Origin of the sequence: Arachnia propionica, from assembly GCF_003932785.1 — a bacterium.
GTDB classification, from domain to species: domain Bacteria; phylum Actinomycetota; class Actinomycetes; order Propionibacteriales; family Propionibacteriaceae; genus Arachnia; species Arachnia propionica_B.
The window spans coordinates 21,455-45,217 of sequence record NZ_RQYT01000022.1 but is presented as its reverse complement, the minus strand read 5'-3'; the positions used below and the strand labels follow the sequence as shown (position 1 = coordinate 45,217).

The following is a 23,763-nucleotide window of genomic DNA, read 5'->3' as shown; positions in this document are numbered from 1 at the left end:
TCTACACCCACTCCGTCACCGATGTCCTGACACAAGAAACGTCACCGATGTCCTGAGGCAGAACTGTCACCGATCTCCTGAGACATCACATCGGAAACGCCTGCCGATTCAAATCGCCTGTCTAGTTGGACAGGCGAGCCGCCGTCAAGGCAGGCGAGCCACACCCAGCACAGGCGAACCCGCGCCAAGACAGTTTCGGGCCCGCAACCTGGAGCTCCGGTGGTGCAGCTCGCTGAGCGGGTGAAGGATGCGGGTGAGCTGGAGACTCCGGGTAGACCTGCAAATACGCGGCGCAAGTGCCCTGTCAGCGCTCCCGCGAGGCATCCGCCGCGCATGTGCAGGGTTTCCGGGGTGAGGGCGATAGGCTGAACGCGTGCTGCGACCGGACGGACGACTCTCCCTGGATCTGGACCCCGTCGACCACGGGCCCAAGGACGCCTGCGGCGTCTTCGGGGTGTTCGCGCCCGCCGAGGACGTCGCCCAGCTGACCTACTACGGGCTCTTCGCGCTCCAGCACCGCGGCCAGGAATCCGCCGGCATCGCCGTCTCCACCGGCAACCGGATCACCGTCTTCAAGGACATGGGGCTCGTCTCCCAGGTCTTCGACGAGGCCACCCTGAGCTCCCTCAAGGGCAGGCTCGGTATCGGCCACACCCGCTACTCAACGACGGGGGCCTCCGTCTGGCACAACGCCCAGCCGACGTTCCGCGCCACCCATCGCGGCGGGATCGCGCTCGCCCACAACGGCAACCTCACCAACACCGAGGAACTGGCCGAGTGGCTCCATGAGTTGGACCCGGAACTCCGCGTTCCGGAGAAGAAGACCATGGATTCGACCAACGACACCTCGCTCGTCACGGCCCTCATGGCCTCCTTCGGCGACGAACCCATCGACCAGGTCGCCCTCAAGGTGCTGCCCCGCCTCAAGGGGGCCTTCTGCCTGACCTTCATGAACGAGACCACCCTGTTCGCGGCACGCGACCCACAAGGGGTCAGGCCGCTCGTCCTCGGACGGCTCGCGGCGGGCTGGGTGGTCGCCTCCGAGACCGCCGCCCTCGACATCGTCGGGGCCAGCTTCGTGCGGGAGGTCGAACCCGGCGAGTTCATCGCCATCGACGAGGCGGGCCTGCGCAGTCGGCGCTTCGCCGATGCCGCTCCCAAGGGCTGCCTGTTCGAGTACGTCTATCTCGCCCGTCCCGACACGACGATCTCCGGCCGTTCCGTCCACGCCACCCGTGTCGAGATCGGCCGGATCCTCGCCCGGCAGCATCCCGTCGAGGCCGACCTCGTCATCCCCACCCCCGACTCCGGGACCCCATCGGCGGTCGGCTACGCCGAGGCATCGGGCATCCCCTTCGGGCTCGGGCTGGTGAAGAACGCCTACGTCGGCCGCACCTTCATCCAGCCCAGCCAGACCATCCGCCAACTCGGGATCCGGCTCAAGCTCAACCCCTTGAAGGAGGTCATCGCAGGGAAGCGGCTCGTGGTGGTCGACGACTCCATCGTGCGCGGCAACACCCAGCGGGCCCTCGTCAGGATGCTGCGTGAGGCCGGGGCGAAGGAGGTCCACGTCCGGATCTCCTCACCACCCGTGGAATGGCCCTGCTTCTACGGCATCGACTTCGCCACCCGGGCCGAACTCATCGCTCCCGGACTCACCGTCGACGCCATCTGCCGGTCCATCGGGGCCGATTCGCTGGGTTTCATCTCCCTCGACGCCCTCACCGAGGCCACCCACCAGGCCCCGTCCGAGCTGTGCCGGGCCTGCTTCGACGGTCGATACCCCATCGAGGTGCCCCGCGGTCAGGAGCAGCTGCTCCGCGAGGCCGCATGTGAAGGGGTCGATGACCTCGACGCCCTCGCCACCCCAACCCAGGAGGTCAGATGAGCCCATCCGCCTACGCCCGCGCCGGGGTCGACATCGAGGCGGGGGACCGCGCCGTCGACCTCATGAAGGCCTCCGTCGCCCGCACCCGACGTCCCGAGGTGCTGGGTGGCCTCGGCGGTTTCGCCGGGTTCTTCGACGCCTCCGCCCTCAAGGACTACCGCCATCCGGTGCTGGCCACCTCCACCGACGGGGTGGGCACGAAGGTGGCGATCGCCCAGGCCCTCGACAAGCACGACACCATCGGCTTCGACCTCATCGGGATGCTCGTCGACGACCTCGTCGTCTGCGGGGCCGAGCCGCTGTTCGTCACCGACTACGTCGCCTGCGGCAGGGTGGTGCCTGAACGCATCGCGGCCATCGTCTCCGGGATCGCCGACGCCTGCGTCGCGGCCGGGTGCTCCCTCGTCGGTGGCGAGACCGCGGAGCATCCCGGTCTTCTCGGCCCGGACGAGTACGACATCGCGGGTGCGACGACGGGGGTCGTGGAGCGGGACGCCATCCTCGGCGCCGACCGCATCCGCGCCGGGGACGTGGTGCTGGCGCTGGCCTCCTCGGGCCTCCACTCCAACGGTTACTCGCTGGTCCGGCACGTGCTGCTGACGGAGGCGGGCTGGTCGTTGGACCGCCACGTCGACGAGCTCGGCCGCACTCTCGGTGAAGAACTGCTCACCCCGACGCGGGTCTACGCGCTCGACGTGCTCGCCCTCATCCGTGAGGTCGAGTGCCACGCCTTCAGCCACATCACGGGCGGCGGACTCGCCAACAACCTGGCCCGCGTCATCCCGGCGGGCAAACGGGCCGTGCTGCGCCGCGACTCCTGGACCCCGCCCGCCATCTTCCAGCTCGTCCAGCAGGTCGGGAAGGTGTCCCAGCCCGACATCGAGGCCACCCTCAACATGGGGGTCGGCATGGTGGCGGTGCTTCCCGACACCGAGGTCGACCGGGCCGTGACCCTCCTCAACGACCGGGGGATTGACGCCTGGGTCCTCGGCCGGATCGAGGACCACGACGGCGACGGCGTGGCTGAACTGGTTTAGAGGTCGTCTCAGAGGGCGCCCCTGTCACACCTCGGCCGCTGCCCTGCGGGCGACGTGCCAGGCGAGCACCGCGTCGATGATCTCCGGGGCGTGGGCGCTCTGGGCCCCGAACCGGGCGTTGACCTCGATGACGAGCGGGGTGCCGTCATCGCGGCGTCGGATGTCGAGGTCAGCCGGGCCACGGATCCCCAAGGCCTCGCAGGCCGCCGTCGCCACCTCGGCCACATCCGGCACCTCGACGCGACGCACCGCGTCGGCATTGCCCACACGTCCCTCCCGCAGCGCGGTCTTCTCCAGCACGACGCACAGGTCCTGGCCGAGCCCCCGCAGCATCTGCACGCAGTACTCGGTGCCGGGCGCGAACTCGCTCAGCAGCACGCCTTGCTCCTTCGGGATCGTGTTGAGCTGGTCGTGGAGTTCCACGCCCCGGCCACCGCGCGAGACACGTGGCTTGCTGAGGACGGGTAGGCCGAGGGGTGCGATGTCGGCAGGCAGTGCGGACTCGGCGCGGACGGTGGCGGGCACCGGAACCCCGGCAGCTGCCAGGTGCTGGCCGGTGAGCCACTTGTCGTCGCAGATCCGTATCGTCTCCTCCGAGGAGATCAGCGCCTGGAACGGCGGGTCCTCGGCGACGATCGGGAGTTCCTCCTGGACGGTGGGGATGAGGAGGGTGGCGTTCTGGGCGAGGACCAGCTGGTCCAGATCCTGGAGGTAGCCGGGGTCGCGGGCGGGCAGGACACCGAGGACCTCGATGCCGTCGGCCCGCGGCTCGGGCATCATGTCGCAGCCGACTGCGGTCACCCCGCGGGCGGACAGCTGGTCGAGCAGGGACCGTCCGGCGGGTCCGCAGGCACCGGTGACGAGGACGCGGATCACAGGATGCCCCCGAACAGCGGCAGCCGGATGACCTCGAAGCCCTCCGCGTCGTCCATGCGTCCCTGCCTGCCGCGGAACGTCGCCATCCCCTGTAGGACGGAGTTCGCCATGTAGGGCTTGGCGGACTGGTCCTTGTGGAGTTCCACCGCCATCTGTTTCGTGTCGAGGTACCCGGAGACGTCGACATAGGCGTGGGGGCAGAAGGCGGGGGTCGCCGACGGGGACTCGTAGCAGATGATCGCCGGATGGTTCCGCGCGGCCCGCCGCGTCGCCCAGTGCACCGCGACGTGGTCCTGGTGCTGGTCGTTCGCGGAGTGGGTGAGAATGAGATGCGGGTTGTGCCGGGCGATGGCGGCCTCGATGAGGGAGACCATGGTGTGGCTGCTCTCCGCGAGGTGGGTGTCGGGCAGGTCGTGGAGGTCGCAGGAGGTCAGGCCGAGGAAACGTGCCCCGTCGCGGGCCTCATCGGGCCTGATGCTCGGGTCGCCGCCGATCGCTCCGTGCGTCATGACCAGCGCGTGGACCCGGTGGCCGTGGTCGACCAGGCGGGCCAGTGTTCCGGAGCAGGCGAGCTCCAGGTCGTCGGGATGGGCGCCGATGGCCAGGACGACGCGCGAGGGGTCCTGTTTGCAGGAAGGGTGCCGGAAGTACCAGGTGAGGGCGGCGAGAGCCAGCAATGAGGCGATGGAGAAGGACTGTGTCAACGGGTGGATGGTCCCGCTGGGGGTGGACAGGCAGGCGAGGTTGGCCGGGATCATGACCCCGGCGCTGATGCAGGCGAAGCGACTCAGCAGCCGGTAGTGGCTGATCCGGCGGGCCAGGTTGACCCTTCCCAGTGTGTACAGGAACACGGCGAGGATGTGCAGGGATATCAGGGTGAGATGCACCAGTGGGTCCGACACGATGTGTTCCTTTCAACGAGCAACGGTGAGGGGCGGAGTTGGGGCGTTGACTCCAGACTGTGGGGGTGGTTCGATGCCCACCTCGAAATCGAGCGGCTCCTCCTTGGCGGTCCGGTTGCGGACGCCGGTGCGTTCCAGCTTGTTCCAGGTCGACGCGGTGCCCCGCAGCTCGGCCCAGATGGCGCGTGCGGTGGCGGCGGAGAGGAACAGGCCCAACGGGAGCCACAGGGGAAGGACGATGAGCAGGGGCAGGTTGTGCCATGCCCGGTCGAGAAGCAGGGCGATCACCGCCGCTCCGAGCGTCACCTCGAGGCCGAGCAGCAGCACCGCCGCCCACCACGACTCGATCCGGAGCTCCCCCGTCGCGAGGACGGCGAGGAACAGGACGAGGGCGATGAGCTGCAGCACCGGGGCGATGAGCATGGAGAGCAGGTTGAGTGGTAGGTACCAGTCGAACCGGCTGCGCGGCAGGCGCAGGGCGCGGTGACGGTGGATGCGCGCGGTCTGGATGAGGCCGCGTTGCCAACGGACCCGCTGCTTCCACAGGCCCCGCAGGGTGGAGGGCACCTCGGCGAGGACGAGGGCCCGCGGGGCGAACTCCACGTCGTACCCGGCGAACTGGACCCGCCATGTCAGTTCGAGATCCTCGCCGAGGGTGTCGGTCCTGAACCCGCCGACCTCCCGCACCACCCGGGCGAGGAAGGCGCCCGAGTTGCCGGAGACGATCGGCAGGATCCCGAGCAACGCGAGGGCGCGACGGGTGAGGCCGGTGCCGACGTGGGTCATGAGCGCCAGCAGTCGGGTCAGGGGACCGGTGACGTTGATCGGCTGGTCGTTGCCGCACACGGCTCCGACGTTGTGGTGCCGGAACCCGGCGAGGAGCCTGGGGATGGTGGTCTTCGTGAACAGTCCGTCGGCGTCGACGAACAGCAGCACCTCACCGTCGGCGACGTCGATGCCCGCGTTGAGGGCCGACCCCTTGCCACCGTTGGGTTTGTTGATGAGCACGACCCGGGGGTCGGCCGCGAAGGCCTGCATGATCTCCCAGGTGTTGTCGGTGGAGCCGTCGTTGACGACGATGACCTGCAGGTTGGAGTAGCCGCTGTCGAGGACGGAGGCCACGGATGCGTGGAGCACGACCCCCTCGTTGTAGGCGGGGATGATGACGCTGACCCGCACCCCCCGGTACAGCACTCCCGGCGAGTGCTGGCGGAACTCGAACAGGACCGAGAACGGGTACCACACCCAGTGGACGAATCCGAGCAGCACGCCGGGCAGGGCCACCACGGCGAGTGCCGTCATGAGGGGGCTCATTGGGTGGATTCCGCGGGAAGCGCCCGCATCGGCAGGCGGGACCTGGTCCAGCCCCTCATCAGGAGCAGGATCTGCACGGCGACGCAGGCGACGCCGAGGAGGACACTCCAGTGGCGGAAGGCCTCCGGGGGGTCGTGGAGCAGGCACGAGGCGTTGGCCATCGCGCCGAGGTAGGAGCTGCTGTAGCAGAACAGCTGAACCCGGCGGAACTGCCGCAGTCGCCGACGGATGTGGAGCTCGGTCATGGTGAACACGAGTGCGAGGGCGACGAAAGCGACCACGAGCATCGCATGGTGCATGGTTGTCCGACCCCCTCTGGTAAGCGTCCCTGTCGAACCAGCCTCCGAGGAGTGCAATGTAACAACTGGGGGAAGGGCTGTTGACGCCTCAACGTCATCCGTTTGGACGGTGGGGGGTGGTGGGGGTCCAGGGCCTAGTGGAGGCCGTCTTCAACCCTGTCATCCAGATGGCGTGTGGGGCCGTCCCAGCCCTGAGGAGAGACGGCCCCACGCGTGGTGCGCAACCGGTCAGATCCGGTCGATCACCTGGTTGAAGGTGGAGCTCGGACGCATCACCGACGAGGTCAGCGCCTCGTCGGGACGGTAGTACCCGCCGATGTCGGCGGGCTTGCCCTGCACGCCGATGAGCTCGTCGAGGATGGCCTTCTCGCCGTCGACCAGGCCCTTCGCGACGGGGGCGAAGGCCTGGGCGAGCTCCGCGTCCTCATCCTGCTGGGCGAGCTCCTCGGCCCAGTAACGCGCCAGCCAGTAGTGCGAGCCGCGGTTGTCGATCCCGCCGAGACGACGCGTCGGCGACTTGTCGGTCACGAGGAATCGGCCATTGGCCCGGTCCAGGGTGGTGGCCAGCACCGCGGCCTTCGTGTTGCCCTCGGTCGCGGCGAGGTGTTCCAGCGACGCCGCCAGCGCCAGGAACTCGCCCAGCGAGTCCCAGCGGAGGTAGTCCTCGGCGACGAGCTGCTGCACGTGCTTCGGGGCGGAGCCGCCGGCGCCGGTCTCGAACAGGCCACCACCGGCCATGAGCGGCACGATCGACAGCATCTTCGCCGACGTGCCGAGCTCCAGGATGGGGAACAGGTCGGTGAGGTAGTCGCGCAGCACGTTGCCGGTGACGGAGATCGTGTTCTCGCCCCTGCGGATCCGTTCCACCGAGAACCGGGTCGCCTCGACGGGGGACAGCACCCGGATGTCGAGCCCGTCGGTGTCGTGCTCGGTCAGGTACTGCTCCACCTTCGCCCTGAGGTTGCGGTCGTGTGCTCGCTCGTCGTCGAGCCAGAACACCGCGGGCCAGCCGGTGGCGCGGGCGCGGGTCACGGCGAGCTTCACCCAGTCGCGGATCGGTGCGTCCTTGGCCTGGCAGGCGCGCCAGATGTCACCGGCCGAGACGTCGTGCCCCATGAGGACCTCGCCGGCCCGGTTGACGACCTCGACACGGCCGTCCTCCGCGATCTCGAACGTCTTGTCGTGGGAGCCGTACTCCTCCGCCTTCTGCGCCATGAGCCCGACGTTGGGGACGGTGCCCATCGTGCGGGGATCGAAGGCGCCGTGGGCCTTGCAGTCGTCGATGACGGCCTGGTACACCCCGGCATAGGAGGAGTCGGGCAGCACCGCGAGGGTGTCGGCCTCCTGGCCGTCCGGCCCCCACATGTGCCCGGAGGTGCGGATCATGGCGGGCATGGAGGCATCGACGATGACGTCGGAGGGGACGTGGAGGTTGGTGATCCCCTTGTCCGAGTTGACCATCGCCAGGGCGGGGCCGTCGGCGAGGGCGGCGTCGAAGGCGGCCCGGATCTCGGCGCCGTTGTCGAGCTGCTCCAGCCCGGCGAGGATCGCGCCCAGACCGTCGTTGGCGGACAGCCCGGCCGCGTCGAGGTCGGCGCCGTACCGCTCGAAGACGGGGGCGAAGAACGCCTTGATGACGTGACCGAAGATGATCGGGTCGGAGACCTTCATCATGGTGGCCTTGAGGTGGACGGAGAACAGGACGCCCTGCTCCTTGGCGGCCCGGACCTGTTCCGCGAGGAAGGCGTCGAGGGCCTTCGCGCGCATGACGGTGGCGTCGACGACCTCCCCGGCCTGCACCTTCAGCCCGGACTTGAGGACGGTCTCGGTGCCGTCGGCGGCGACGTGCCGGATGGTCAGGACGTCGTCGGCGGGCAGGACGACGGACTGCTCGTTGTGGCGGAAGTCGTCGGCCGCCATCGTGGCGACGCTGGTGCGGGACTCCGGCGTCCATGCGCCCATCCGGTGCGGGTTGGCCTTCGCGTAGTTCTTCACGGACTCGGGGGCGCGCCGGTCGGAGTTGCCCTCGCGCAGCACCGGGTTGACCGCGGAGCCCTTGACCCGGTCGTAGCGGGCCTGGATGTCGCGCTCCTCGTCGCTCTGCGGATCCTCCGGGTAGTCGGGCAGGGCGTGGCCCTTGGCCTGCAGCTCGGCGATGGCCGCCTTGAGCTGGGGCACGGAGGCGGAGATGTTCGGCAGCTTGATGATGTTGGCCTCGGGGGTCCTGGCGAGTTCGCCCAGCTCCGTCAGCGCGTCGGGGACCTGCTGGTCCGCGGGCAGCTTGTCGGCGAACTGGGCGAGGATGCGCCCGGCGAGGGAGATGTCCCGCGTCTCCACGTCCACCCCGGCCAGCCTTCCGTATGCCTGGATCACGGGCAGCAGGGAGTAGGTGGCGAGCAGGGGGGCCTCGTCGGTGAGGGTGTAGATGATCTTGCCCATCGGGTCTCCTTAGTCGTCTCAGGCAGTCAACGCGCTCAGCCTAGGGCATGCGAACGCGTGTGCTTTGAGGTCCTCGCGTTACTCCGGTATTCTCGGGCCCACGAGACAACTGACCAGATTCCGCGGTGAACCGCGATGATTGAGCGAGGGGGTCGACCCATATGGGGCGCGGCCGTGCAAAGGCGAAGCAGACGAAGGTGGCCCGCGATCTGAAGTATCGCTCGGTGGAGACCGATTTCGCGTCACTCGAGCGAGAGCTTCGGGGCGAGAGCTACAACGACCGAGGGTCCTCGTCCGACATTCCCGATGCGTATGCCGATCTCGCGGAGCAGTACAACGACGACGCGGACGTGGAGTTCGAGGACGACGGCTCTGCCGACGACGACCGTCCCTGACCCGACGTCGGTGTGGGTCCCCGACTCGGAGCTCGAGGGATTCCAGGAGCTGACGCTCGTCCTTGACGACGCCGCCCACTACCCGGGCGAGCCCGAACAGGACGTGGTGGCGACGCTGGTGCGTCGGCGTGAGCCAACCCGGGCCAGGGCGCTGCTGTACCTCCACGGCTGGAACGACTACTTCTTCCAGGTCGAGTTGGCGGATGCCGTCGACTCGTTCGGGTACGACTTCTTCGCGCTGGACCTCCGCCGCTACGGCAGGTCGCTGCGCACCGGGCAGCTCGCCGGGTACACCCCGGACCTCGCCGAGTACTTCGAGGAGCTTGACCGTGCCGTCGAGATCATCCGCGGCACGGCGGAGGAGATCGTCTTCATGGCGCACTCCACGGGTGGTCTCATCGCGGCGCTGTACCTGGCCGAGCGGCCGGACGTGGCGAAGGGACTCATCCTGAACTCGCCGTGGCTGGAGCTCAGCTCCAACGGGATGTGGCGACCCGCGCTCTCGGCCGCCTTCGGGGCCGTGGGAGCGGTGTCCCCGACGCGCGCCCTCGCGGTGTCCGATCCCGGCTTCTACCGTCGCTCCATCTCCATCCACGAGGACGGCGAGTGGGACTACAACCTCAACCTCAAGGGTGACCCGGCGTTCCTGCCGCGGGTGGGATGGGGGACCGCGATCATGCGGGGGCAGGCGAGGGTGGCCGCCGGGTTGGGAATCGACGTTCCGATCCTCATGGCCATCAGCGCCCGCTCGGACTTCAACCGGACCTGGAGCGAGGAGTTGAAGGAGGCTGACGTCGTCCTCGACGTGGACTCCCTCGCCGCGAGGGCCCCGATGCTCGGTAACCACATCACCCTCGTGCGGATCGACGGCGGCAAGCACGACCTCATGCTGTCGGCCAAGGAGCCCCGCGCCCGTTATCTGGCCGAGGTGGAGCGCTGGCTGGCTGCCTACGCGCGCTGACCCGCTGCTCTCGCCACATGCTCCTGAGGTCGGGGTCGTCCATGACAAGCCGGACCGTCTGACAGTTGTGCGGTCCGTCCGCCCCGGGGACGCACAGGCCGCACGGGGTGTCCGGCCTGAGGGGACACATCGGCGTGGGGGCGGAACGGGGCATCGGTCACACCTGCGGGAGCTCGGTTCCCGGGGCCGGGTAGGAGGTCTGGGCCCCCTCGAACTGGACGGTGTGGGCGGCGAACCGTGCCGCGTACCGGGCCGCCTCGACGAGGGTGGACCCCTCGGCCAGGCGAGCGGCCAGGGCCCCTGTGAAGGCGTCGCCGGCGCCGACGGTGTCGACGGCGTGCACCGTCGGGCTCGGCACGTGCTCGGTGCCCGCCCCGTCAGCGACAATGGCGCCCGCCGCGCCCAGGGTGAGCACCACCGAGGCGAGTCCCGCCCGCCGCAACTCCGCGACGAGGACCTCCGGCTCGTCGACGGCAGGCCCGCCGAGCTGGCTGAGGGCGGCCTGCGCCTCGTGCTCGTTGACGACGAGGGGATCGGCGCGTCGGATGACGTCCGGGTCCAGGTCGATGACCGGGGCCAGGTTGAGCAGCCACCGCCCCGTCGCGGCGTGGGCGACGGCCTCGGTCGCGGCCCTGGACAGTTCACCCTGGGACACGACGATGGGGGCGGCGGCGAGGATCGGGGCCCAGCCCGCGACCGTCTCGGCCGTCACCTCCGCGTTCGCGCCCGGCACCACCACGACGGTGTTCTCGCCCCGGGCGTCCACGGAGACCACGGCCAGTCCCGTCGGCCCCGGGACCCGGGCGACGTGGCTGAGGTCCACCCCGGCGCCGCGGAGCAGGGAAAGGGCGGTCTGGCTGGCGTCGTCGTCGCCGACGGCGCCGAGCAACGTGACCGTCGCCCCGGCCAGGGCTGCGGCGCAGGCCTGGTTGGCGCCCTTGCCGCCGGGGGAGAGGGTGCCTCCGGAGGCGAGGAGGGTTTCCCCGGGGTGGGGGTGGCGGTCGAGGTGCAGGTGGAGATCGACGTTGAGTGATCCGGCCACGACGACGGACATGGGTGCCTCCTGGGGTTCCTGGGGTCGAGGCTACCGTCTCCGAGGTGGCTGCTGCAGCCGGAACTCCAGACCAGCCCTGACCGTCGGCCACTCGTGGTCGAGGATCGAGTAGACGCAGGTGTCGCGCACCGTTCCGTTCGGGAGAATCGTGTGTCGCCGTAGGATCCCGTCGAGCGTGGCCCCCAGCTTCTCGATGGCTGAGCGTGAGTGCCGGTTCATCGAGTGGGTGCGCAACTCGACCCGGTTCTGCCCGAGTGCTTCGAAGGCGTACTCAAGCATGAGGAGTTTCATCTCCGGGTTGACGTGGCTGCCCTGGAACCGGCGTGCGATGAAGGTGTACCCCACCTCCAGGACCTTGTTCGGCGTATCGATGTTGCAGTAGGTGGTCATCCCGGCCACCTCGTTGCCCACCATGATCGTGAACGGGAGCATGGAGCCGTGTTCCTGGAGCCCCAGCCTTCTTTGGATCTCGTCGGCCATCGCCTCGGGGGCGGGGACCCGGGTGAACCAGAGCCGCCACAGCTCCCCGTCCCGGACGGCGTCGCACAGGCCGTCGTGATGGTCGGGGTCTAGTGGGACGAGTTGGACATGGTTTCCGGGCAGGGTCACGGGCTGCAGAGTCATGGCATCAAACTTACGGCCCAGACATCCTCCGGCCGAGTTTGCTGAGAGGCGTTGGTCCCTCTATCCTTGTCGGGTCCGGTCCCCATCGTCTAGCGGCCTAGGACTCCGCCCTTTCACGGCGGCAGCACGGGTTCGAATCCCGTTGGGGATGCGAGGCGGGCGCCGTCAGGTCCCGCCCAACGGGTCGCTGACAGCGACAAACGCCCGATTTCACAAATCGGGAAGAGATCGCTAGAGTTACCCGGGCCGGTGCAAGCCGGCAGGTCAAGAAATTGGCCCCGTGGCGCAGTTGGTTAGCGCGCCGCCCTGTCACGGCGGAGGTCGCGGGTTCGAGTCCCGTCGGGGTCGCTGGGCGTCCAGCCCTACTGGCCAGGTAGCTCAGTTGGTAGCAGCGTTCGCCTGAAAAGTGAAAGGTCGCCGGTTCGACCCCGGCCCTGGCCACAGCCCCCTGTCTCAGACAGGGGTTTTCTGTTTCCGCCGCTGGTCAGGACTCCAACGCGATCTGCACAGCGTCGCTGGGCTCCGATTCGGTGGCCTTGGCTCCCCGCAACAGGTCAAGCTGCATCTTCACCACCGCCAAGTACTCCCGCAGCTCCGCCTTGATGTGGTGGCTCGGCCATCGCTTGGCCGTCACGTCCCCCACGCCGATCGCATCCACCCCGAGGGCCCGGCAGGTCGCCACGGCCCGCTGGAGGTGGTACATCTGCGACACCAGGGTCAGCTCCCGCACCCCGAACACGTCCCGGGCACGCATGCACGAGTCATAGGTGTCGAAGCCCGCACCGTCCTGGATGATCCGGTTCCGGGGGATGCCACGCCCGATGAGGTAGTCCTCCATCACCTGGGTCTCGTGGTTGCTGGCCTCGGTGTTGGCGCCGCTGACGATGATGACCCTGCCCCGACCGGCGTTGAACAGGTCGACGGCGAGGTCGAGTCGGGCCTGGAGGAATCGGCTCGGGCGGCCGGGCTCGGCGTGGGCACCCAGAACCAGGAGCACGTCGCGGGTCGGGATGTCGTCGTCGGTGGCGCCGTGGAGCCGCCCTGCCGACGCGACGGCGGCGTGCGTCGCCCCGGACAGGATAGGGACGAACAGGAACGCCAGAGCCGTCGCGACCGCGACCTCCAGACGACGGCGGCGCGGGCGCGACGGTTTCTCAGGCATGCGTCAACGGTAGCGGTTCTCCCGGTACCAGGTGACGAGCGCCCGGGTGGAGGAGTCCTGACGCTGCAGCGCCTCGTCGTCGCCGAAGAGGGCCGGTGCGATCTCCAGGGCCAGCTTCTTCCCCAGCTCGACGCCCCACTGGTCGAAGCTGTCGATGCCCCACACGATCCCCTGCACGAACGTGATGTGCTCGTACAGGGCGATGAGTTGGCCCACCACCGACGGGGTGAGGGCCGGGGCCATGATGGAGGTGGTGGGTCGGTTCCCGGAGAACACCCGCGCCGGGACGATCTCCTCAGGGGTGCCCTCGGCCCGCACCTCCTCCTCGGTCTTCCCGAAAGCCAGCGCCGCGGTCTGGGCGAAGAAGTTGGCCAGGAACATGCCGTGGACATCCACGTCGCCGTCCTGGACGGGGTGGGCGGGGTTCGCCACGGCGATGAAGTCGGCGGGGATGAGCTGCGTGCCCTGGTGCAGCAGCTGGTAGAACGCGTGCTGCCCGTTCGTGCCGGGCTCCCCCCAGAACACCTCCCCGGTCTCGCAGGTCACCGGGGAGCCGTCCCAGCGCACCGACTTGCCGTTGGACTCCATCGTGAGCTGCTGCAGGTAGGCGGCGAACCGGTGCAGGTACTGCGCGTACGGCAGCACGGCGTGGGATGTCGCGCCGAGGAAGTTGACGTACCAGATGTTGATGAGCCCCATGAGCAGCGGCACATTCTGCTGCGGTTCGGCCGTGAGGAAGTGCTCGTCGACTGCGTGGAACCCGGCCAGGAAGTCGCGGAAGCCGTCCGGTCCGATGGCGATGGCGATGGGGAGACCGACCGCGGAGTCCACCGAGTAGCGGCCGCCCACCCAGTTCCAGAAGCCGAACGCGTTGACCGGGTCGATGCCGAACTCCGCCACCTTGTCCAGCGCCGTCGAGACGGCGACGAAGTGGGAGGCGACGGCGCTGCGGCGTGCCTCGTCGGTGTCCTCGATGGCCCCGGCTGCGACGAGGCCGTCGAGCAGCCATGTGCGGGCCATCCGGGCGTTGGTCAGGGTCTCCAGGGTGGTGAAGGTCTTCGAGGCGACGATGAACAGCGTCGTCTCCGGGTCCAGGTCGGCGGTCTTGACGTGTGCGTCGGTGGGGTCGATGTTCGAGATGAAGCGGCACTCCAGGCCGTCCTGCTTGTAGGGCAGGAGTGCCTCGTAGACCATGACGGGGCCCAGATCGGAGCCGCCGATGCCGATGTTGACCACCGTCTCGATCCGCTTGCCGGTCACGCCCACCCACTCGCCGGAACGGACCTTCTCCGCGAACGCGTACATGCGGTCCAGCACCTCGTGGACGTCGTGCACGACGTCCTGGCCGTCGACCTCGAGCGTCCGGTCACGGGGTAGACGCAGGGCCGTGTGGAGGACGGCGCGGTCCTCGGTGACGTTGATGTGGTCACCGGCGAACATCGCATCCCGTCGCCCCGCCACGTCGGTCTGCTCCGCCAGCCGCAGCAGTGCGGCGAGCACATCGTCATTGATGAGGTTCTTCGACAGGTCGACGTGGAGGTCGGCGACATCGCGGGTGAACCGCTGGGCGCGATCCGGATCCGCGGCGAAAGCCTCACGCAGATCGAGTTCGGCGTTGTCCGCGAGGTCATCGAGTTCGTCCCACGCGGCAGTGGTGGTGGCATCAACCGGCTTCATCATGGTGCCAAGCCTATGACCTCGCACCGACTCGATGATGCGGGGCCCGCCACGGTGGCTCCGACGCGCGGCCCGTCACGCCTCACCCCACTGATTCGCCTGCCTTACGACGGGTTCGCCTGCCTTGGATCGGAAACGCCTGCCTTCTTTCAAAACGCCTGCCGAACAAGACAGGCGAGCCGCCGACAAGGCAGGCGAGCCACACCCAGGACAGGCGAACCCGGGTCAAGGCAGGCGAACCCGCCACGGTCACGAATCGCCGTTCTGTTTCGCTTGGAACGTTTCAATCGGGGTCTCGACGAAGCAAAGCGGCGGTTCGTGCACGATGGAGCGCGGGCTTGTCAGCCCGCGACGCGGTGTTGGATCAGTGTGGGAGGGGGATCAGTGTTGCAGGCTTCTCAGCCTGCAACACTGATATGCACGTGGTCGTAGTGGTTTGCCGTCCTCGAGCCCCGGTCCGACATCGAGCGCCAGCCCTCGGATGCGCGCTGCGTGGTCCAGATCTGCTGCGAGTAGATGACCTCGATCACGCCGAGCTCCTTCGCGTTCGCGCGAGCCCACCTTGCGATCTCCCAGCCCGCCTCGCCGGAGATCATGACGTCGATGGCCCGGCCCTTGCCGTGGTAGCCACTGTCGGGACGGTAGCCGCCGTACGACTTCACGTCCGGGAATGCCGCGCAGACGGCGCGGAGCACGCCCACGCTCCTCGACGTGAGCCCCGACTCGATGCTCTTCGCGGAGGCCGAGTTGCAGGAGGCGCCCGAGGTGCTGGGACTGACGGTCTCCTCCTCAGGCTTCTCCGCCGCCAGGAACGAGGCCTTGATCCAGCCCGCCGAACCCTTGTGGTTGATCTGCTGCCAGCCGTCCTGGGTGACGTCCGTGATGGTCACCTCGGTGGCGGCCTTCAGGGTGACGCGCACGTCATGGTCGACGCCAGGGCCGGTGCGGACGTTGACCGACTTCGTGGTGAACATCGTGCCGGCCTCGTTGCCCAGCGCAGGCAGCTCCGCCTTCGGCTCGGCGCTCTTGCTGGGCTCGGCCTCGGGAGCCTTCTCCTCCTGCGCGGGCTCCGTGGTCTCGGTGGCCTCGGGGGAAGGGGTCTCGGTGGGTTCAGCCGTCGCCTCCGGCGTCGCCGACTCCGTGGCCTCCGGTGCCGCCGCGGTCGGCAGCGGATCAACGGGGCCGGTCTCCTCCGCGGTGGGGGAGGGGGTCACCGACGGCGCCGCCAACTCCTGGCGGGCCAGGTTGCGGCTCAACCCGAGGTCGGCGGTCTCCAGGACCGGATCCGCGACCACCGAGGAGCTGTCCTCCCGGTTGAGGGTGACAGCACCCGCGACGACGATGCCCGTGAGGGCGAGGGGTGCGATGAGGCGCGTGACGAGGCGACCACGAGCACCCGTGATGCCGCTCTCGACTTCCTGAATCGCACCGCGTCGGGGGGCGGTGTCAACTGTCGTGGCCTCGAGGATGTCGTCCTCGAGTGCTGCCCGTCGTGCCTTGACCATGTCCCTCATTCGCATCTTGAGAAATAGCTGAACTTCTCTCAGAATAGTTGCGACGGGGGGTCATCTCAAGTGGGCTGCGTCCCCCAAACGTACAACTTGCCTTTCACTACGAGTTTCGCTGCATCATGTGGGGAGCTCTCGGTGGAGGGCTCGTGGATGCTGGCCTTTCGGGTGACACGTTGCTCAGCAGCCGGTACGCTTCCTAGGTCCCCCTCTTCTTAAGGAAAACGGATGAGCAGAAAGACGTTGCGGGCCAGCCAAATGGCGGTTGGCTTGCTGCTGAGCCTCCTCCTGGCCTTCCTTCACCCCGGGGTCGCCCGTGCCGACGGCATCGAGACAACTCTGATCACGCGCTTCGACGCGGTGGACAACGGTGAGGTTCGGATCGCCGGGCAGCTGGTGGATTCCTCGGGCAACGCGATCCCGGGCGCCACCATTTCCGCGATCGCGGCGGGGGCGCCGCTCGGCACCGTCACCACGCAGGGCGACGGGTCCTTCGCGCTGACCTTCGTCATCCCCGAGGAATCCCGCAGAGGGGTTCAGGAGGTGAGGCTCGCCTTCGAGGGAGATGGCATCCATGCGGCATCCTCCGCCAGTCACGCCATCGACTACCGCGGTGGGGGCGCTGCGGCCAACGGGGTCGTGGCCGACGACGGCGTCCAGGAGACGGTGCTGACCCTCAGCCTGTCCACGAGCTCGGCGGTGCCGGGGGAAACCATCACCCTGAACGGCAGTCTGTCGACGCACGACGGCAAGGCCATCGCCAGCGGATCCGTCGTCGTCAGCGTCGGCGGCCAGGAGCAGGCCGCCGCGAGCACCCTCACCGACGGGGACGGCACCTTCTCCTCCTTCGTCGAGCTCCCGCTGGATCTCGCCCCCGGGGCCGTCACGATCGGCGTGGCCTTCCCGGGCAGTCAGGCCCTGAGGCCGTCCAACGCCGAGGCCACAATCACGATCGAGGCCCCATCCACATCGGCCAGCGGGGCTCCCGCCGAGGAGCAGACCGCCGCCGCCCCCGAATCCGCGGCCGCCCCATCGGCATCGGCATCGCCTGAGGCGAGTCCCACGGCGACCAGCACCGACGCGGCAGCGGCCCCCGCGACCGCCACGTCCGATTCCGGCTCGAACCTCGGTACCTGGGCCATCCTCATCGGCGTCGTGCTGGCCACCGGGACCGGGCTGGCGCTCATCGCGACGGCCATGCGCCCCAAGCGCACCCCGGCCGACAACGGCGAGGTCGGTCTCATCGGCGAGCCGGAGGACGCCGAGCTCGAGCAGGCCGACGCCTGGGCCGAGGGGGCCCTCGACGGGGACCGCCCCATGGATCACGACGCCGGGATGAGCCCGCTGGGTGAGTCCGCGTCCGCGTTCGCCCCGCCCCCCACGGTCAGGACGATGCCGCCGTCGTGGTTCCGCGACGACGAGACCGTCTCCTCCCGACCCGCTCCCGGCCACGCCATCGCGCCCGAGAGTGACGTCGAGTCCACCGACGTCCGCGGTCAGGCCCTCCCGCGCCGCGCCGCGCTCTGATCCCCGGCGTCAGCCGACGTAGTTCCGGTACCGCTCGCGCAGTGCCGCCAGATCACCCCCGGTGAGGGCGTCCGCCAGGAGAGCCGAGTCGGCGCACACCGCGGGCGCCCCCGCCTTGAGCCACTGCTTCGCCGAGTACGCGACGACGCCGCCCCTGGGGATGACGTGCTCGATCAGCCCGATGCTCCGCAGCCGATCCGCCATGAGCGGGCCCGTCACGTCGGCGGGGAACAGCTGCACGCCGTCGACGGGGAGTTCCAGGGCCCGCCGCACCTCCGTCGGGGTCATCGCCATGCCGTAGCAGGCGACGCCACGTTCCCTCGCCGCCCGTGCCGACGGCTCGTCGAGGTCATCGGGCAGGAGGAACTGGGCGCCCATCCCCATCGCCGCCATGACGTCCGGGAGCGGACCGTGGCACCCGATACGGGTGCGTGCCCCGTACATGCCGAGCATCGGCTCCAGGGCGCCGTCCTCCGCCGACAAGGAGATGTTCGCGGCCCCCTCCTGCACCAGGACCTCCACCACCCCGACCAGCGTGCTGAGGGGAGCGGGATCCACGAGGACGACGAGGCCGGTCAGGGGTGCATCAGACATGGGGACATCATGCCAGTGTCCGAGGCGGCGCCGACGGTGCACCGGGGCGACGGGGTGATGCGACAATCCGGCCATGTCACTGACGCACACGCAGCGCCTGGACCGGCTGCCCTGGACCCGGCGACACTCCCGCATGCTGCTGGGTTCCGGGGTCGGGTGGGCCCTCGACGCCATGGACATCGGGCTCATCGCCTTCGTCGTCGCCGCGCTGGCGAAGGAGTGGTCCCTGGGGGACGCGGAGCTGTCCCTCCTCGCCTCGGCGGGTTTCCTCGGGATGGCGCTCGGGGCGTCCCTCGGCGGCCTCCTCGCCGACCGGATCGGTCGCCGACAGGTGTTCGCCCTCACACTGCTGGTCTACGGACTCGCGACGGGGGCCTCCGCGCTCGCCGGGAGCGTCGCGGCGCTCATCGTCCTCCGCTTCGTCGTGGGGCTGGGGCTCGGGGCCGAACTGCCCGTCGCGTCGACCCTGGTCTCGGAGTACGCGCCCCGCCGCATCCGTGGCCGCGTGGTGGTGATCCTGGAGTCGTTCTGGGCGGTCGGGTGGCTGCTGGCCGCCGTCCTCGGCTACTTCCTCGTCCCCGCGGTGGCCGACGGGTGGCGGTGGGCGCTGGCCCTCGGTGCGCTGCCGGCCCTGTACTCCCTCGTCGTGCGTTTTGGTCTCCCCGAATCGGTGAGGTTCCTCGTCGCCACGGGGCGCACCGACGAGGCGGAGCGGATCGTCGCGGACCTGGAGCGGGAGGCCGGCATCGGGACCCCGGCGACGACGGCGACGCCGGAACCCGCGCCGAGGGTGCCGTGGCGGACCCTCTTCGACGTCCGGTTCCGCGCCCGGACGATCGGGCTGTGGCTCACCTGGTTCGGCATCAACTTCGCCTACTACGGCGCCTTCATCTGGCTGCCGACGCTGCTCACCAAGCAGGGGATGTCGATGGTGCAGTCCTTCGGCTTCGTCCTGTGGATGACCCTCGCGCAGTTCCCCGGCTACGTCGCCGCGGCGATCCTCGTCGAGGTGTGGGGGCGGCGCCCCACCCTGGTCTCCTTCCTCGGCGGTTCCGCGGTGGGGGCGCTGCTGTTCGGCTTCGCGCCGCAGATCGCGACGGCGACCGGCTGGAGTGCCGGGGCCGTCGCCCTGGCGGCGGGCTGTGTGCTGTCCTTCTTCAACCTCGGTGCCTGGGGTGCGCTCTACGCGATGACCCCCGAGGTGTACCCGACGGCGATGCGGGCGAGCGGGTCGGGTGCGGCGACCGCTTTCGGTCGTCTTGCCGCGTTGCTCGCTCCGCTCCTGGTGCTGCGTCTCAGGGAGGATCTCGGGATGGTGGGTCTTTTCGTGGTTTTCGGTGCGATGTTCGCCCTCGCGATGGGAGCGTCGTTGTTGCTTCCGGAGTACCAGAATCGGGAGCTGGCGGAGCGCTGAGCAGGGGCTGAGCAGGGACGATGAATGTGGATAACTTTCGGACAGTCCTCCTTTTGGGCAGGACGTTTAACGATGTTTACTCTTGGCCAGTTCCCGTTTTGCATCTTCGCGAAAGTCGGTTACATTTAGACCGTCCAGAACGCAGGAAGCGACCCAAATCCCCCCAAGCTGGAGTTGCTCGCGGAAGGACTGCTCCGGGCAACCGGAGCCCAAGGAAGCCCGTCTTCGCCCGCACCCCCCCATCGGGCGAGGACGGGCTCTCTTATGTCCTCACCCCGTCCATCCCGCGACGGGCGTTAGGGTGAAGCCATGAACAAGTGGCTCTCCGGGAACCTCGGCCGCATCGCCCGCGACCTGCTCAACTCCTTCCTCAAGGGGGCGGCATCCGGGGCCACCCAGGACCGGAGACGCCGCCGTCGCACCCCGTCGTCGTCTGCGACCTACCCCGGCGACTTCCGCGGCACCCCGAGGATCACCTACCGCCCCTCCGACGACGGCGACGCCGACCCGGGGGAGATCGTGTGGACCTGGGTCCCGTACGAGGAGGACCACACCCGCGGCAAGGACCGCCCGGTGCTCCTCATCGGCCGCGACCGCGGCTGGCTGCTGGGACTCCAGCTGACCTCCCAGGACCACGACCTCGACAAGCGTCAGGAGGCCAGGCAGGGCCGGAAATGGGTGGACATCGGGGTGGGACCGTGGGATGACAAGGGACGCCCCAGCGAGGTCCGCGTCAACCGGATCATCCGGGTGCACCCGGACAAGGTCCGACGCATCGGCGCCATCCTCGACGAGAAGCGGTTCCAGAAGGTGGCCACGGCGGTGCGCTCGGCACTCTGAGCCGGAATAATCTCCGGACGGTCCTGGTTGTCCCTTCCGGACCCCCACCGTCGACGACCTCTGGAGCCGCCGTGATCACCGTCCAGGACCTGCGCAAGGTCTACACCCAACCCGACCGGGAGGTGCGCGCCCTCGACGGCGTCACCCTCACGGTCCCAGCCGGGAGCATCCACGGCATCATCGGCCACTCCGGGGCCGGGAAGTCCACCCTCGTGCGCTGCCTGGCGATGCTCGACCGACCCACGAGCGGCACCATCAGCATCGAGGGCAGGACCCTCACCTCCGCCAGCAACATCGAGTTGCGCGCCATGCGCCGCCGCCTCGGGGTCGTCTTCCAGCACGCCAACCTCTTCGACTCCCGCACCATCGTCGACAACGTCGCCTACCCCCTCGAGATCCAGGGCGTGGCCCGTTCGGAGGCGCGCCGCCGCGCCGCCGACCTCCTCGGCCTGGTGGGGCTCGCCGACGCCGGGCGCGCCCACCCGGCCCAGCTCTCCGGGGGGCAGCGGCAGCGGGTCGGGATCGCGCGGGCCCTGGCCACCGAGCCGTCGGTGCTGCTGTGCGACGAACCCACCTCGGCCCTCGACCCCCGCACCACCGACGAGATCCTCGACCTCATCGACGACCTCCGGCGCCGCCTCGACCTCGCGGTCCTCGTCATCACCCACGAGATGCACGTCGTCAAACGCATCTGCGACGCGGTCTCCCTCCTCGAGGCCGGAAGGATCGTCGAATCCGGCCCGTTGACCGACGTGATCCGCACCCTGGACGGCAGGCTGTCGCAGGCCCTGCTCGGCATCCCCGCCCACGACCCCGCCGACGAGGCCGCCGGGGTGCTCGTCGACGTGCTCGCCTCCGGCAGCAACGCCGACCAGCCGGTCGTCGCCCTCACCTCGAAGCACGTCGGCGCCACCCTCGCGATCGTCGCGGGCAGCGTCGAGCACCTCGCCGGGGTGACGTTCAGCCACCTCAGGCTCCTCGTCCCCACCGGAACCGACCCCCACGCGGTCGTCGACTACCTGCGCAGCCTCGGCGCCGACGCCCGTCTCACCCCAGCCGCCGAGTTGAACGGGGAAGCACGATGACCCTCCTCGACATCACCACCGCCGCCCTCCTCAAGGCCCTCGGCCCCGCCATCGTCGAGACCCTCGCCATGGTGGGGATCTCCGCGGTCGCGACGGTGCTGCTCGGCCTGCCGCTCGGCGTGGTCCTGTTCACCACGCAGCGCGGCGCCATGGCCGCCAACCCCGTCGCCTCGTTCCTCCTGAGCGGGCTGGTCAACATCACCCGCTCGGTGCCGTACGCCATCCTCATGCTCAGCCTCATCCCGTTCACGAAGTGGCTGGTCGGCACCGCCGTCGGCCCCTACGCGGCGACGGTCTCCCTCACGATCGCCGCGGTGCCGTTCTTCGCCAGGCTGGTCGAGTCGGCGCTGCGTGAGGTCCACCCTGGCAAGATCGACGCCGCCCACGCCATGGGCTCCACCCGGTTCCAGACCATCACGAAGGTGCTGCTGCCGGAGGCGGCCCCGGCCCTCGTGGCGGGCGTCACGACCACCGTCGTCACCCTCATCGGCTACTCCGCCATGGCGGGGCTCATCGGCGGTGGTGGCCTGGGGCGGCTCGGCTACAACTACGGCTACCAGCGGTTCGAGCCGCTCGTCATGGCGATCACCGTCGTGCTGCTCATGGGAATGGTTCAGGCCATCCAGGCGTTGGGGGATACAGTGATCCGGCGCGTCGACCATCGCTGAGCGGGGCGGCGCGCCCCAACTGAGAGGTCAACTTGTCGTTGACCCGGAAAGGCACCGACATGCGCAAGCACCTGTCCCTCCTGGCGGCCTCGTTGGCAGCCACCCTCGCCCTCACCGCGTGCGGCTCCGATCCGTCCCCCACCAACGGTGGAACGGCCGAGTCCGGCGGGGGAGAGACCTCGACCATCGTCGTGGGGGCCAGCCCGGTTCCCCACGCGAAGATCCTGGAGTTCGTCCGCGACAACCTGGCCGCCGACGCCGGCCTCAGGATCGAGATCCGGGAGTTTGACGATTACGTCCTGCCGAACTCCAGCCTCGCCGACGGCACCCTCGACGCGAACTTCTTCCAGCACCTGCCCTACCTCGAGTCCGAGGAGAAGGACAAGGGCTACGACTTCACCCACGGGGAGGGCGTCCACATCGAGCCCTACGCCGTGTTCTCGTCGAAGTTCGGCAGCGTCGCGGAGGTCCCCGACGGCGCGAAGGTCGCCATCACCAACGACGTCTCCAACCAGTACCGGGCCCTGAAGCTGCTGGAGAAGGGCGGGTTGCTGCAGAACATCACGGAGGGCACCTCCGCCCTCTCGCTGACCGCCGAGCAGAACCCGCGCGGGTTGACCTTCGAGGAGAACCAGCCGGAGATCATCGTCCAGCTCAAGGACGACCCCGCCATCGACCTCGCCGTCATCAACGGCAACTTCATCCTCACGGCGGGTCTCACCACCGAGGGTGCGCTCATCGTCGAGGAGGTGGCCGGCAACCCCTACGCCAACGTCCTCGTGTGGCGCACCGGTGACGCCAAGCCGGGTGTGGAGAAGCTGGACGAGTTGCTCCACAGCCCTGAGGTCAAGGAGTACATCGCCAAGGAGTGGCCGAGCGGCGACGTCACCCCCGCCTGACGGAGGTCAGCGGAACCTCGGCAGCCGACCGTAGTGGATCCGGGGCGGGCGCCTCCAGCCCGTCTCCGGAACCCTGCGGTGGGCGTCGAAGCCGTGGAAGAACCGAATGCTCGCGGGCAGCATCAGCAGCAGCGTCGACACCACCGCCAGGACCACCGCGACGAGCCCGTGGATGCTGAACACCGCCGTCGCCACCCCGGTGAGGGCGATGGCGGTGATCCCCGCCCACCGGGAGAAGGACCAGCCGTTCCAGCCCTGGAATCCGGCCCAACCGCAGGCCCCGGCCGCCAGGAACGCGACGAGGGCGAGCACCCCCTCGAGGGTGAGGGACAGCCACTTGCCCGGGTCGGGGGCCACCCATTCGACCAGCTGCGCCGACGTCGGGTACGACGCCGGGTGCACCGCCAGCCACCAGTGCCTGCCGTAGACGACGGCGACGACGGCGGCCGCCACACACATCACGACCAGCGCCACCGTGACGGTCCAGGGGCGGGTGGGTTCGCCCGTGCGGGGCGACATTGCCACCGCCCCGTTGCTGGCGGGGAGCGGGGGCAGCGTCGCGATCTGCTTGGGTGGGGCCGGGGGCATCGGGGTGGTCAT

General features: G+C 69.2%; 23 protein-coding genes and 3 tRNA genes. 13 read left to right on the top strand and 13 right to left on the bottom strand.

Features of this window, described 5'->3' with window-relative positions; genetic code table 11:
• The first annotated feature begins 373 nt into the window (after positions 1-373).
• Both purF and purM read left to right on the top strand, forming a co-directional pair.
• Entirely contained in the window at positions 374-1,888 is a 1,515-nt protein-coding gene (purF, locus tag EII35_RS09735; RefSeq protein ID WP_125228276.1) for an amidophosphoribosyltransferase, read from the top strand.
• Complete coding sequence (gene purM, locus EII35_RS09730; RefSeq protein WP_125228275.1) at positions 1,885-2,925, top strand: phosphoribosylformylglycinamidine cyclo-ligase; 1,041 nt, start codon at positions 1,885-1,887, stop codon at positions 2,923-2,925. The genes purF and purM overlap by 4 nt, the downstream gene beginning before the upstream one ends.
• Before the next feature lie 24 nt (positions 2,926-2,949).
• Here the strand turns inward: purM and EII35_RS09725 are convergent, their stop codons facing one another.
• The 5 genes from EII35_RS09725 to EII35_RS09705 form a co-directional block, all read right to left on the bottom strand.
• Positions 2,950-3,801 carry an ATP-grasp domain-containing protein gene (locus EII35_RS09725; protein WP_125228274.1) on the bottom strand — a complete coding sequence of 284 codons (852 nt, stop codon included), beginning with the start codon at positions 3,799-3,801 and terminating at the stop codon, positions 2,950-2,952.
• On the bottom strand, positions 3,798-4,703 hold the full coding sequence (locus EII35_RS09720; protein WP_125228273.1) for a PIG-L deacetylase family protein: 906 nt from the start codon (positions 4,701-4,703) through the stop codon (positions 3,798-3,800). Before EII35_RS09720 ends, EII35_RS09725 begins: the two co-directional genes overlap by 4 nt.
• Positions 4,704-4,715: 12 nt before the next feature.
• A complete protein-coding gene (locus tag EII35_RS09715) occupies positions 4,716-6,005 on the bottom strand; it encodes a glycosyltransferase family 2 protein (protein WP_221739724.1) in 1,290 nt (429 codons plus the stop codon).
• 8 nt (positions 6,006-6,013) lie between these two features.
• Complete coding sequence (locus EII35_RS09710) at positions 6,014-6,304, bottom strand: hypothetical protein (RefSeq protein ID WP_148098939.1); 291 nt, start codon at positions 6,302-6,304, stop codon at positions 6,014-6,016.
• Between the two features lie 240 nt (positions 6,305-6,544).
• A complete protein-coding gene (locus EII35_RS09705) occupies positions 6,545-8,755 on the bottom strand; it encodes an NADP-dependent isocitrate dehydrogenase (RefSeq protein WP_125228270.1) in 2,211 nt (736 codons plus the stop codon).
• 161 nt (positions 8,756-8,916) lie between these two features.
• Between EII35_RS09705 and EII35_RS09700 the strand changes: the two genes are divergently transcribed.
• Entirely contained in the window at positions 8,917-9,150 is a 234-nt protein-coding gene (locus tag EII35_RS09700) for a DUF3073 domain-containing protein (RefSeq protein ID WP_125228269.1), read from the top strand.
• A 10-nt stretch (positions 9,151-9,160) separates the two neighbouring features.
• On the top strand, positions 9,161-10,111 hold the full coding sequence (locus EII35_RS09695; protein ID WP_260465084.1) for an alpha/beta hydrolase: 951 nt from the start codon (positions 9,161-9,163) through the stop codon (positions 10,109-10,111).
• On the opposite strand, the gene EII35_RS16710 is transcribed toward EII35_RS09695, so the two are convergent.
• Genes EII35_RS16710 through EII35_RS09680 form a run of 3 tightly spaced genes read right to left on the bottom strand, consistent with a single transcriptional unit; the run spans position 10,035 to position 11,789 of the window.
• Positions 10,035-10,241: a DUF6767 domain-containing protein gene (locus EII35_RS16710; RefSeq protein WP_125228278.1), complete on the bottom strand. Its 207-nt coding sequence runs from the start codon at positions 10,239-10,241 to the stop codon at positions 10,035-10,037. The genes EII35_RS09695 and EII35_RS16710 overlap by 77 nt on opposite strands.
• 27 nt (positions 10,242-10,268) lie before the next feature.
• The gene (locus EII35_RS09685; protein ID WP_125228267.1) at positions 10,269-11,165 is read right to left on the bottom strand and encodes a ribokinase; all 897 of its coding nucleotides are present in this window, start codon (positions 11,163-11,165) and stop codon (positions 10,269-10,271) included.
• Between the two features lie 30 nt (positions 11,166-11,195).
• The gene (locus tag EII35_RS09680; protein WP_125228266.1) at positions 11,196-11,789 is read right to left on the bottom strand and encodes a GNAT family N-acetyltransferase; all 594 of its coding nucleotides are present in this window, start codon (positions 11,787-11,789) and stop codon (positions 11,196-11,198) included.
• A 78-nt stretch (positions 11,790-11,867) separates the two neighbouring features.
• Here EII35_RS09680 and EII35_RS09675 point away from each other — a divergent pair.
• The 3 genes from EII35_RS09675 to EII35_RS09665 all read left to right on the top strand — a co-directional run bounded on the left by EII35_RS09675 (position 11,868) and on the right by EII35_RS09665 (position 12,230).
• A tRNA-Glu gene (locus EII35_RS09675) sits at positions 11,868-11,940 on the top strand.
• A gap of 123 nt (positions 11,941-12,063) precedes the next feature.
• Positions 12,064-12,137 (top strand) — tRNA-Asp (locus EII35_RS09670).
• 19 nt (positions 12,138-12,156) lie between these two features.
• A tRNA-Phe gene (locus EII35_RS09665) sits at positions 12,157-12,230 on the top strand.
• A 43-nt stretch (positions 12,231-12,273) separates the two neighbouring features.
• Here EII35_RS09665 and EII35_RS09660 read toward each other — a convergent pair.
• The 3 genes from EII35_RS09660 to EII35_RS09650 all read right to left on the bottom strand — a co-directional run bounded on the left by EII35_RS09660 (position 12,274) and on the right by EII35_RS09650 (position 16,133).
• Entirely contained in the window at positions 12,274-12,951 is a 678-nt protein-coding gene (locus EII35_RS09660) for a SanA/YdcF family protein (protein ID WP_125228265.1), read from the bottom strand.
• 3 nt (positions 12,952-12,954) lie between these two features.
• The gene (gene pgi / locus EII35_RS09655) at positions 12,955-14,631 is read right to left on the bottom strand and encodes a glucose-6-phosphate isomerase (RefSeq protein ID WP_125228264.1); all 1,677 of its coding nucleotides are present in this window, start codon (positions 14,629-14,631) and stop codon (positions 12,955-12,957) included.
• A gap of 395 nt (positions 14,632-15,026) precedes the next feature.
• Positions 15,027-16,133 carry an SH3 domain-containing protein gene (locus tag EII35_RS09650; RefSeq protein ID WP_185744257.1) on the bottom strand — a complete coding sequence of 369 codons (1,107 nt, stop codon included), beginning with the start codon at positions 16,131-16,133 and terminating at the stop codon, positions 15,027-15,029.
• 231 nt (positions 16,134-16,364) lie between these two features.
• Here EII35_RS09650 and EII35_RS09645 point away from each other — a divergent pair, with 231 nt between their 5' ends.
• Positions 16,365-17,663, top strand: a complete 1,299-nt coding sequence (locus EII35_RS09645; protein WP_125228262.1) for a carboxypeptidase-like regulatory domain-containing protein — start codon at positions 16,365-16,367, stop codon at positions 17,661-17,663.
• A 9-nt stretch (positions 17,664-17,672) separates the two neighbouring features.
• Here the strand turns inward: EII35_RS09645 and EII35_RS09640 are convergent, their stop codons facing one another.
• Positions 17,673-18,257: a bifunctional 4-hydroxy-2-oxoglutarate aldolase/2-dehydro-3-deoxy-phosphogluconate aldolase gene (locus EII35_RS09640; protein ID WP_185744256.1), complete on the bottom strand. Its 585-nt coding sequence runs from the start codon at positions 18,255-18,257 to the stop codon at positions 17,673-17,675.
• 73 nt (positions 18,258-18,330) lie between these two features.
• Here EII35_RS09640 and EII35_RS09635 point away from each other — a divergent pair, with 73 nt between their 5' ends.
• From EII35_RS09635 to EII35_RS09615, 5 genes are all read left to right on the top strand, one after another.
• Positions 18,331-19,671 (top strand): MFS transporter, encoded by a 1,341-nt coding sequence (locus tag EII35_RS09635; protein WP_125228260.1) that lies wholly within the window; start codon positions 18,331-18,333, stop codon positions 19,669-19,671.
• A gap of 309 nt (positions 19,672-19,980) precedes the next feature.
• Positions 19,981-20,511 (top strand): type II toxin-antitoxin system PemK/MazF family toxin, encoded by a 531-nt coding sequence (locus tag EII35_RS09630; protein ID WP_125228259.1) that lies wholly within the window; start codon positions 19,981-19,983, stop codon positions 20,509-20,511.
• A 71-nt stretch (positions 20,512-20,582) separates the two neighbouring features.
• Entirely contained in the window at positions 20,583-21,596 is a 1,014-nt protein-coding gene (locus EII35_RS09625) for a methionine ABC transporter ATP-binding protein (RefSeq protein WP_125228258.1), read from the top strand.
• Positions 21,593-22,264 (top strand): methionine ABC transporter permease, encoded by a 672-nt coding sequence (locus tag EII35_RS09620; protein ID WP_125228257.1) that lies wholly within the window; start codon positions 21,593-21,595, stop codon positions 22,262-22,264. Before EII35_RS09625 ends, EII35_RS09620 begins: the two co-directional genes overlap by 4 nt.
• Before the next feature lie 59 nt (positions 22,265-22,323).
• A complete protein-coding gene (locus tag EII35_RS09615) occupies positions 22,324-23,163 on the top strand; it encodes a MetQ/NlpA family ABC transporter substrate-binding protein (protein ID WP_125228256.1) in 840 nt (279 codons plus the stop codon).
• A 6-nt stretch (positions 23,164-23,169) separates the two neighbouring features.
• On the opposite strand, the gene EII35_RS09610 is transcribed toward EII35_RS09615, so the two are convergent.
• Positions 23,170-23,763, bottom strand: coding sequence for a hypothetical protein (locus tag EII35_RS09610; RefSeq protein WP_125228255.1), 594 nt, complete (start codon positions 23,761-23,763; stop codon positions 23,170-23,172).

Coding starts and splice junctions, on each gene's coding strand:
- EII35_RS09630 (WP_125228259.1), top strand. CDS start 19,981: ATGAACAAGTGGCTCTCCGGGAACCTCGGCCGCATCGCCCGCGACCTG.
- EII35_RS09710 (WP_148098939.1), bottom strand. CDS start 6,304: ATGCTCGTGGTCGCTTTCGTCGCCCTCGCACTCGTGTTCACCATGACC.
- EII35_RS16710 (WP_125228278.1), bottom strand. CDS start 10,241: ATGTGTCCCCTCAGGCCGGACACCCCGTGCGGCCTGTGCGTCCCCGGG.
- EII35_RS09610 (WP_125228255.1), bottom strand. CDS start 23,763: ATGACCACCCCGATGCCCCCGGCCCCACCCAAGCAGATCGCGACGCTG.
- EII35_RS09640 (WP_185744256.1), bottom strand. CDS start 18,257: ATGTCTGATGCACCCCTGACCGGCCTCGTCGTCCTCGTGGATCCCGCT.
- purM (WP_125228275.1), top strand. CDS start 1,885: ATGAGCCCATCCGCCTACGCCCGCGCCGGGGTCGACATCGAGGCGGGG.
- EII35_RS09645 (WP_125228262.1), top strand. CDS start 16,365: ATGAGCAGAAAGACGTTGCGGGCCAGCCAAATGGCGGTTGGCTTGCTG.
- EII35_RS09620 (WP_125228257.1), top strand. CDS start 21,593: ATGACCCTCCTCGACATCACCACCGCCGCCCTCCTCAAGGCCCTCGGC.
- EII35_RS09615 (WP_125228256.1), top strand. CDS start 22,324: ATGCGCAAGCACCTGTCCCTCCTGGCGGCCTCGTTGGCAGCCACCCTC.
- EII35_RS09700 (WP_125228269.1), top strand. CDS start 8,917: ATGGGGCGCGGCCGTGCAAAGGCGAAGCAGACGAAGGTGGCCCGCGAT.
- EII35_RS09705 (WP_125228270.1), bottom strand. CDS start 8,755: ATGGGCAAGATCATCTACACCCTCACCGACGAGGCCCCCCTGCTCGCC.
- EII35_RS09715 (WP_221739724.1), bottom strand. CDS start 6,005: ATGACGGCACTCGCCGTGGTGGCCCTGCCCGGCGTGCTGCTCGGATTC.
- EII35_RS09650 (WP_185744257.1), bottom strand. CDS start 16,133: ATGGTCAAGGCACGACGGGCAGCACTCGAGGACGACATCCTCGAGGCC.
- pgi (WP_125228264.1), bottom strand. CDS start 14,631: ATGATGAAGCCGGTTGATGCCACCACCACTGCCGCGTGGGACGAACTC.
- EII35_RS09635 (WP_125228260.1), top strand. CDS start 18,331: ATGTCACTGACGCACACGCAGCGCCTGGACCGGCTGCCCTGGACCCGG.
- EII35_RS09685 (WP_125228267.1), bottom strand. CDS start 11,165: ATGTCCGTCGTCGTGGCCGGATCACTCAACGTCGATCTCCACCTGCAC.
- EII35_RS09660 (WP_125228265.1), bottom strand. CDS start 12,951: ATGCCTGAGAAACCGTCGCGCCCGCGCCGCCGTCGTCTGGAGGTCGCG.
- EII35_RS09680 (WP_125228266.1), bottom strand. CDS start 11,789: ATGACTCTGCAGCCCGTGACCCTGCCCGGAAACCATGTCCAACTCGTC.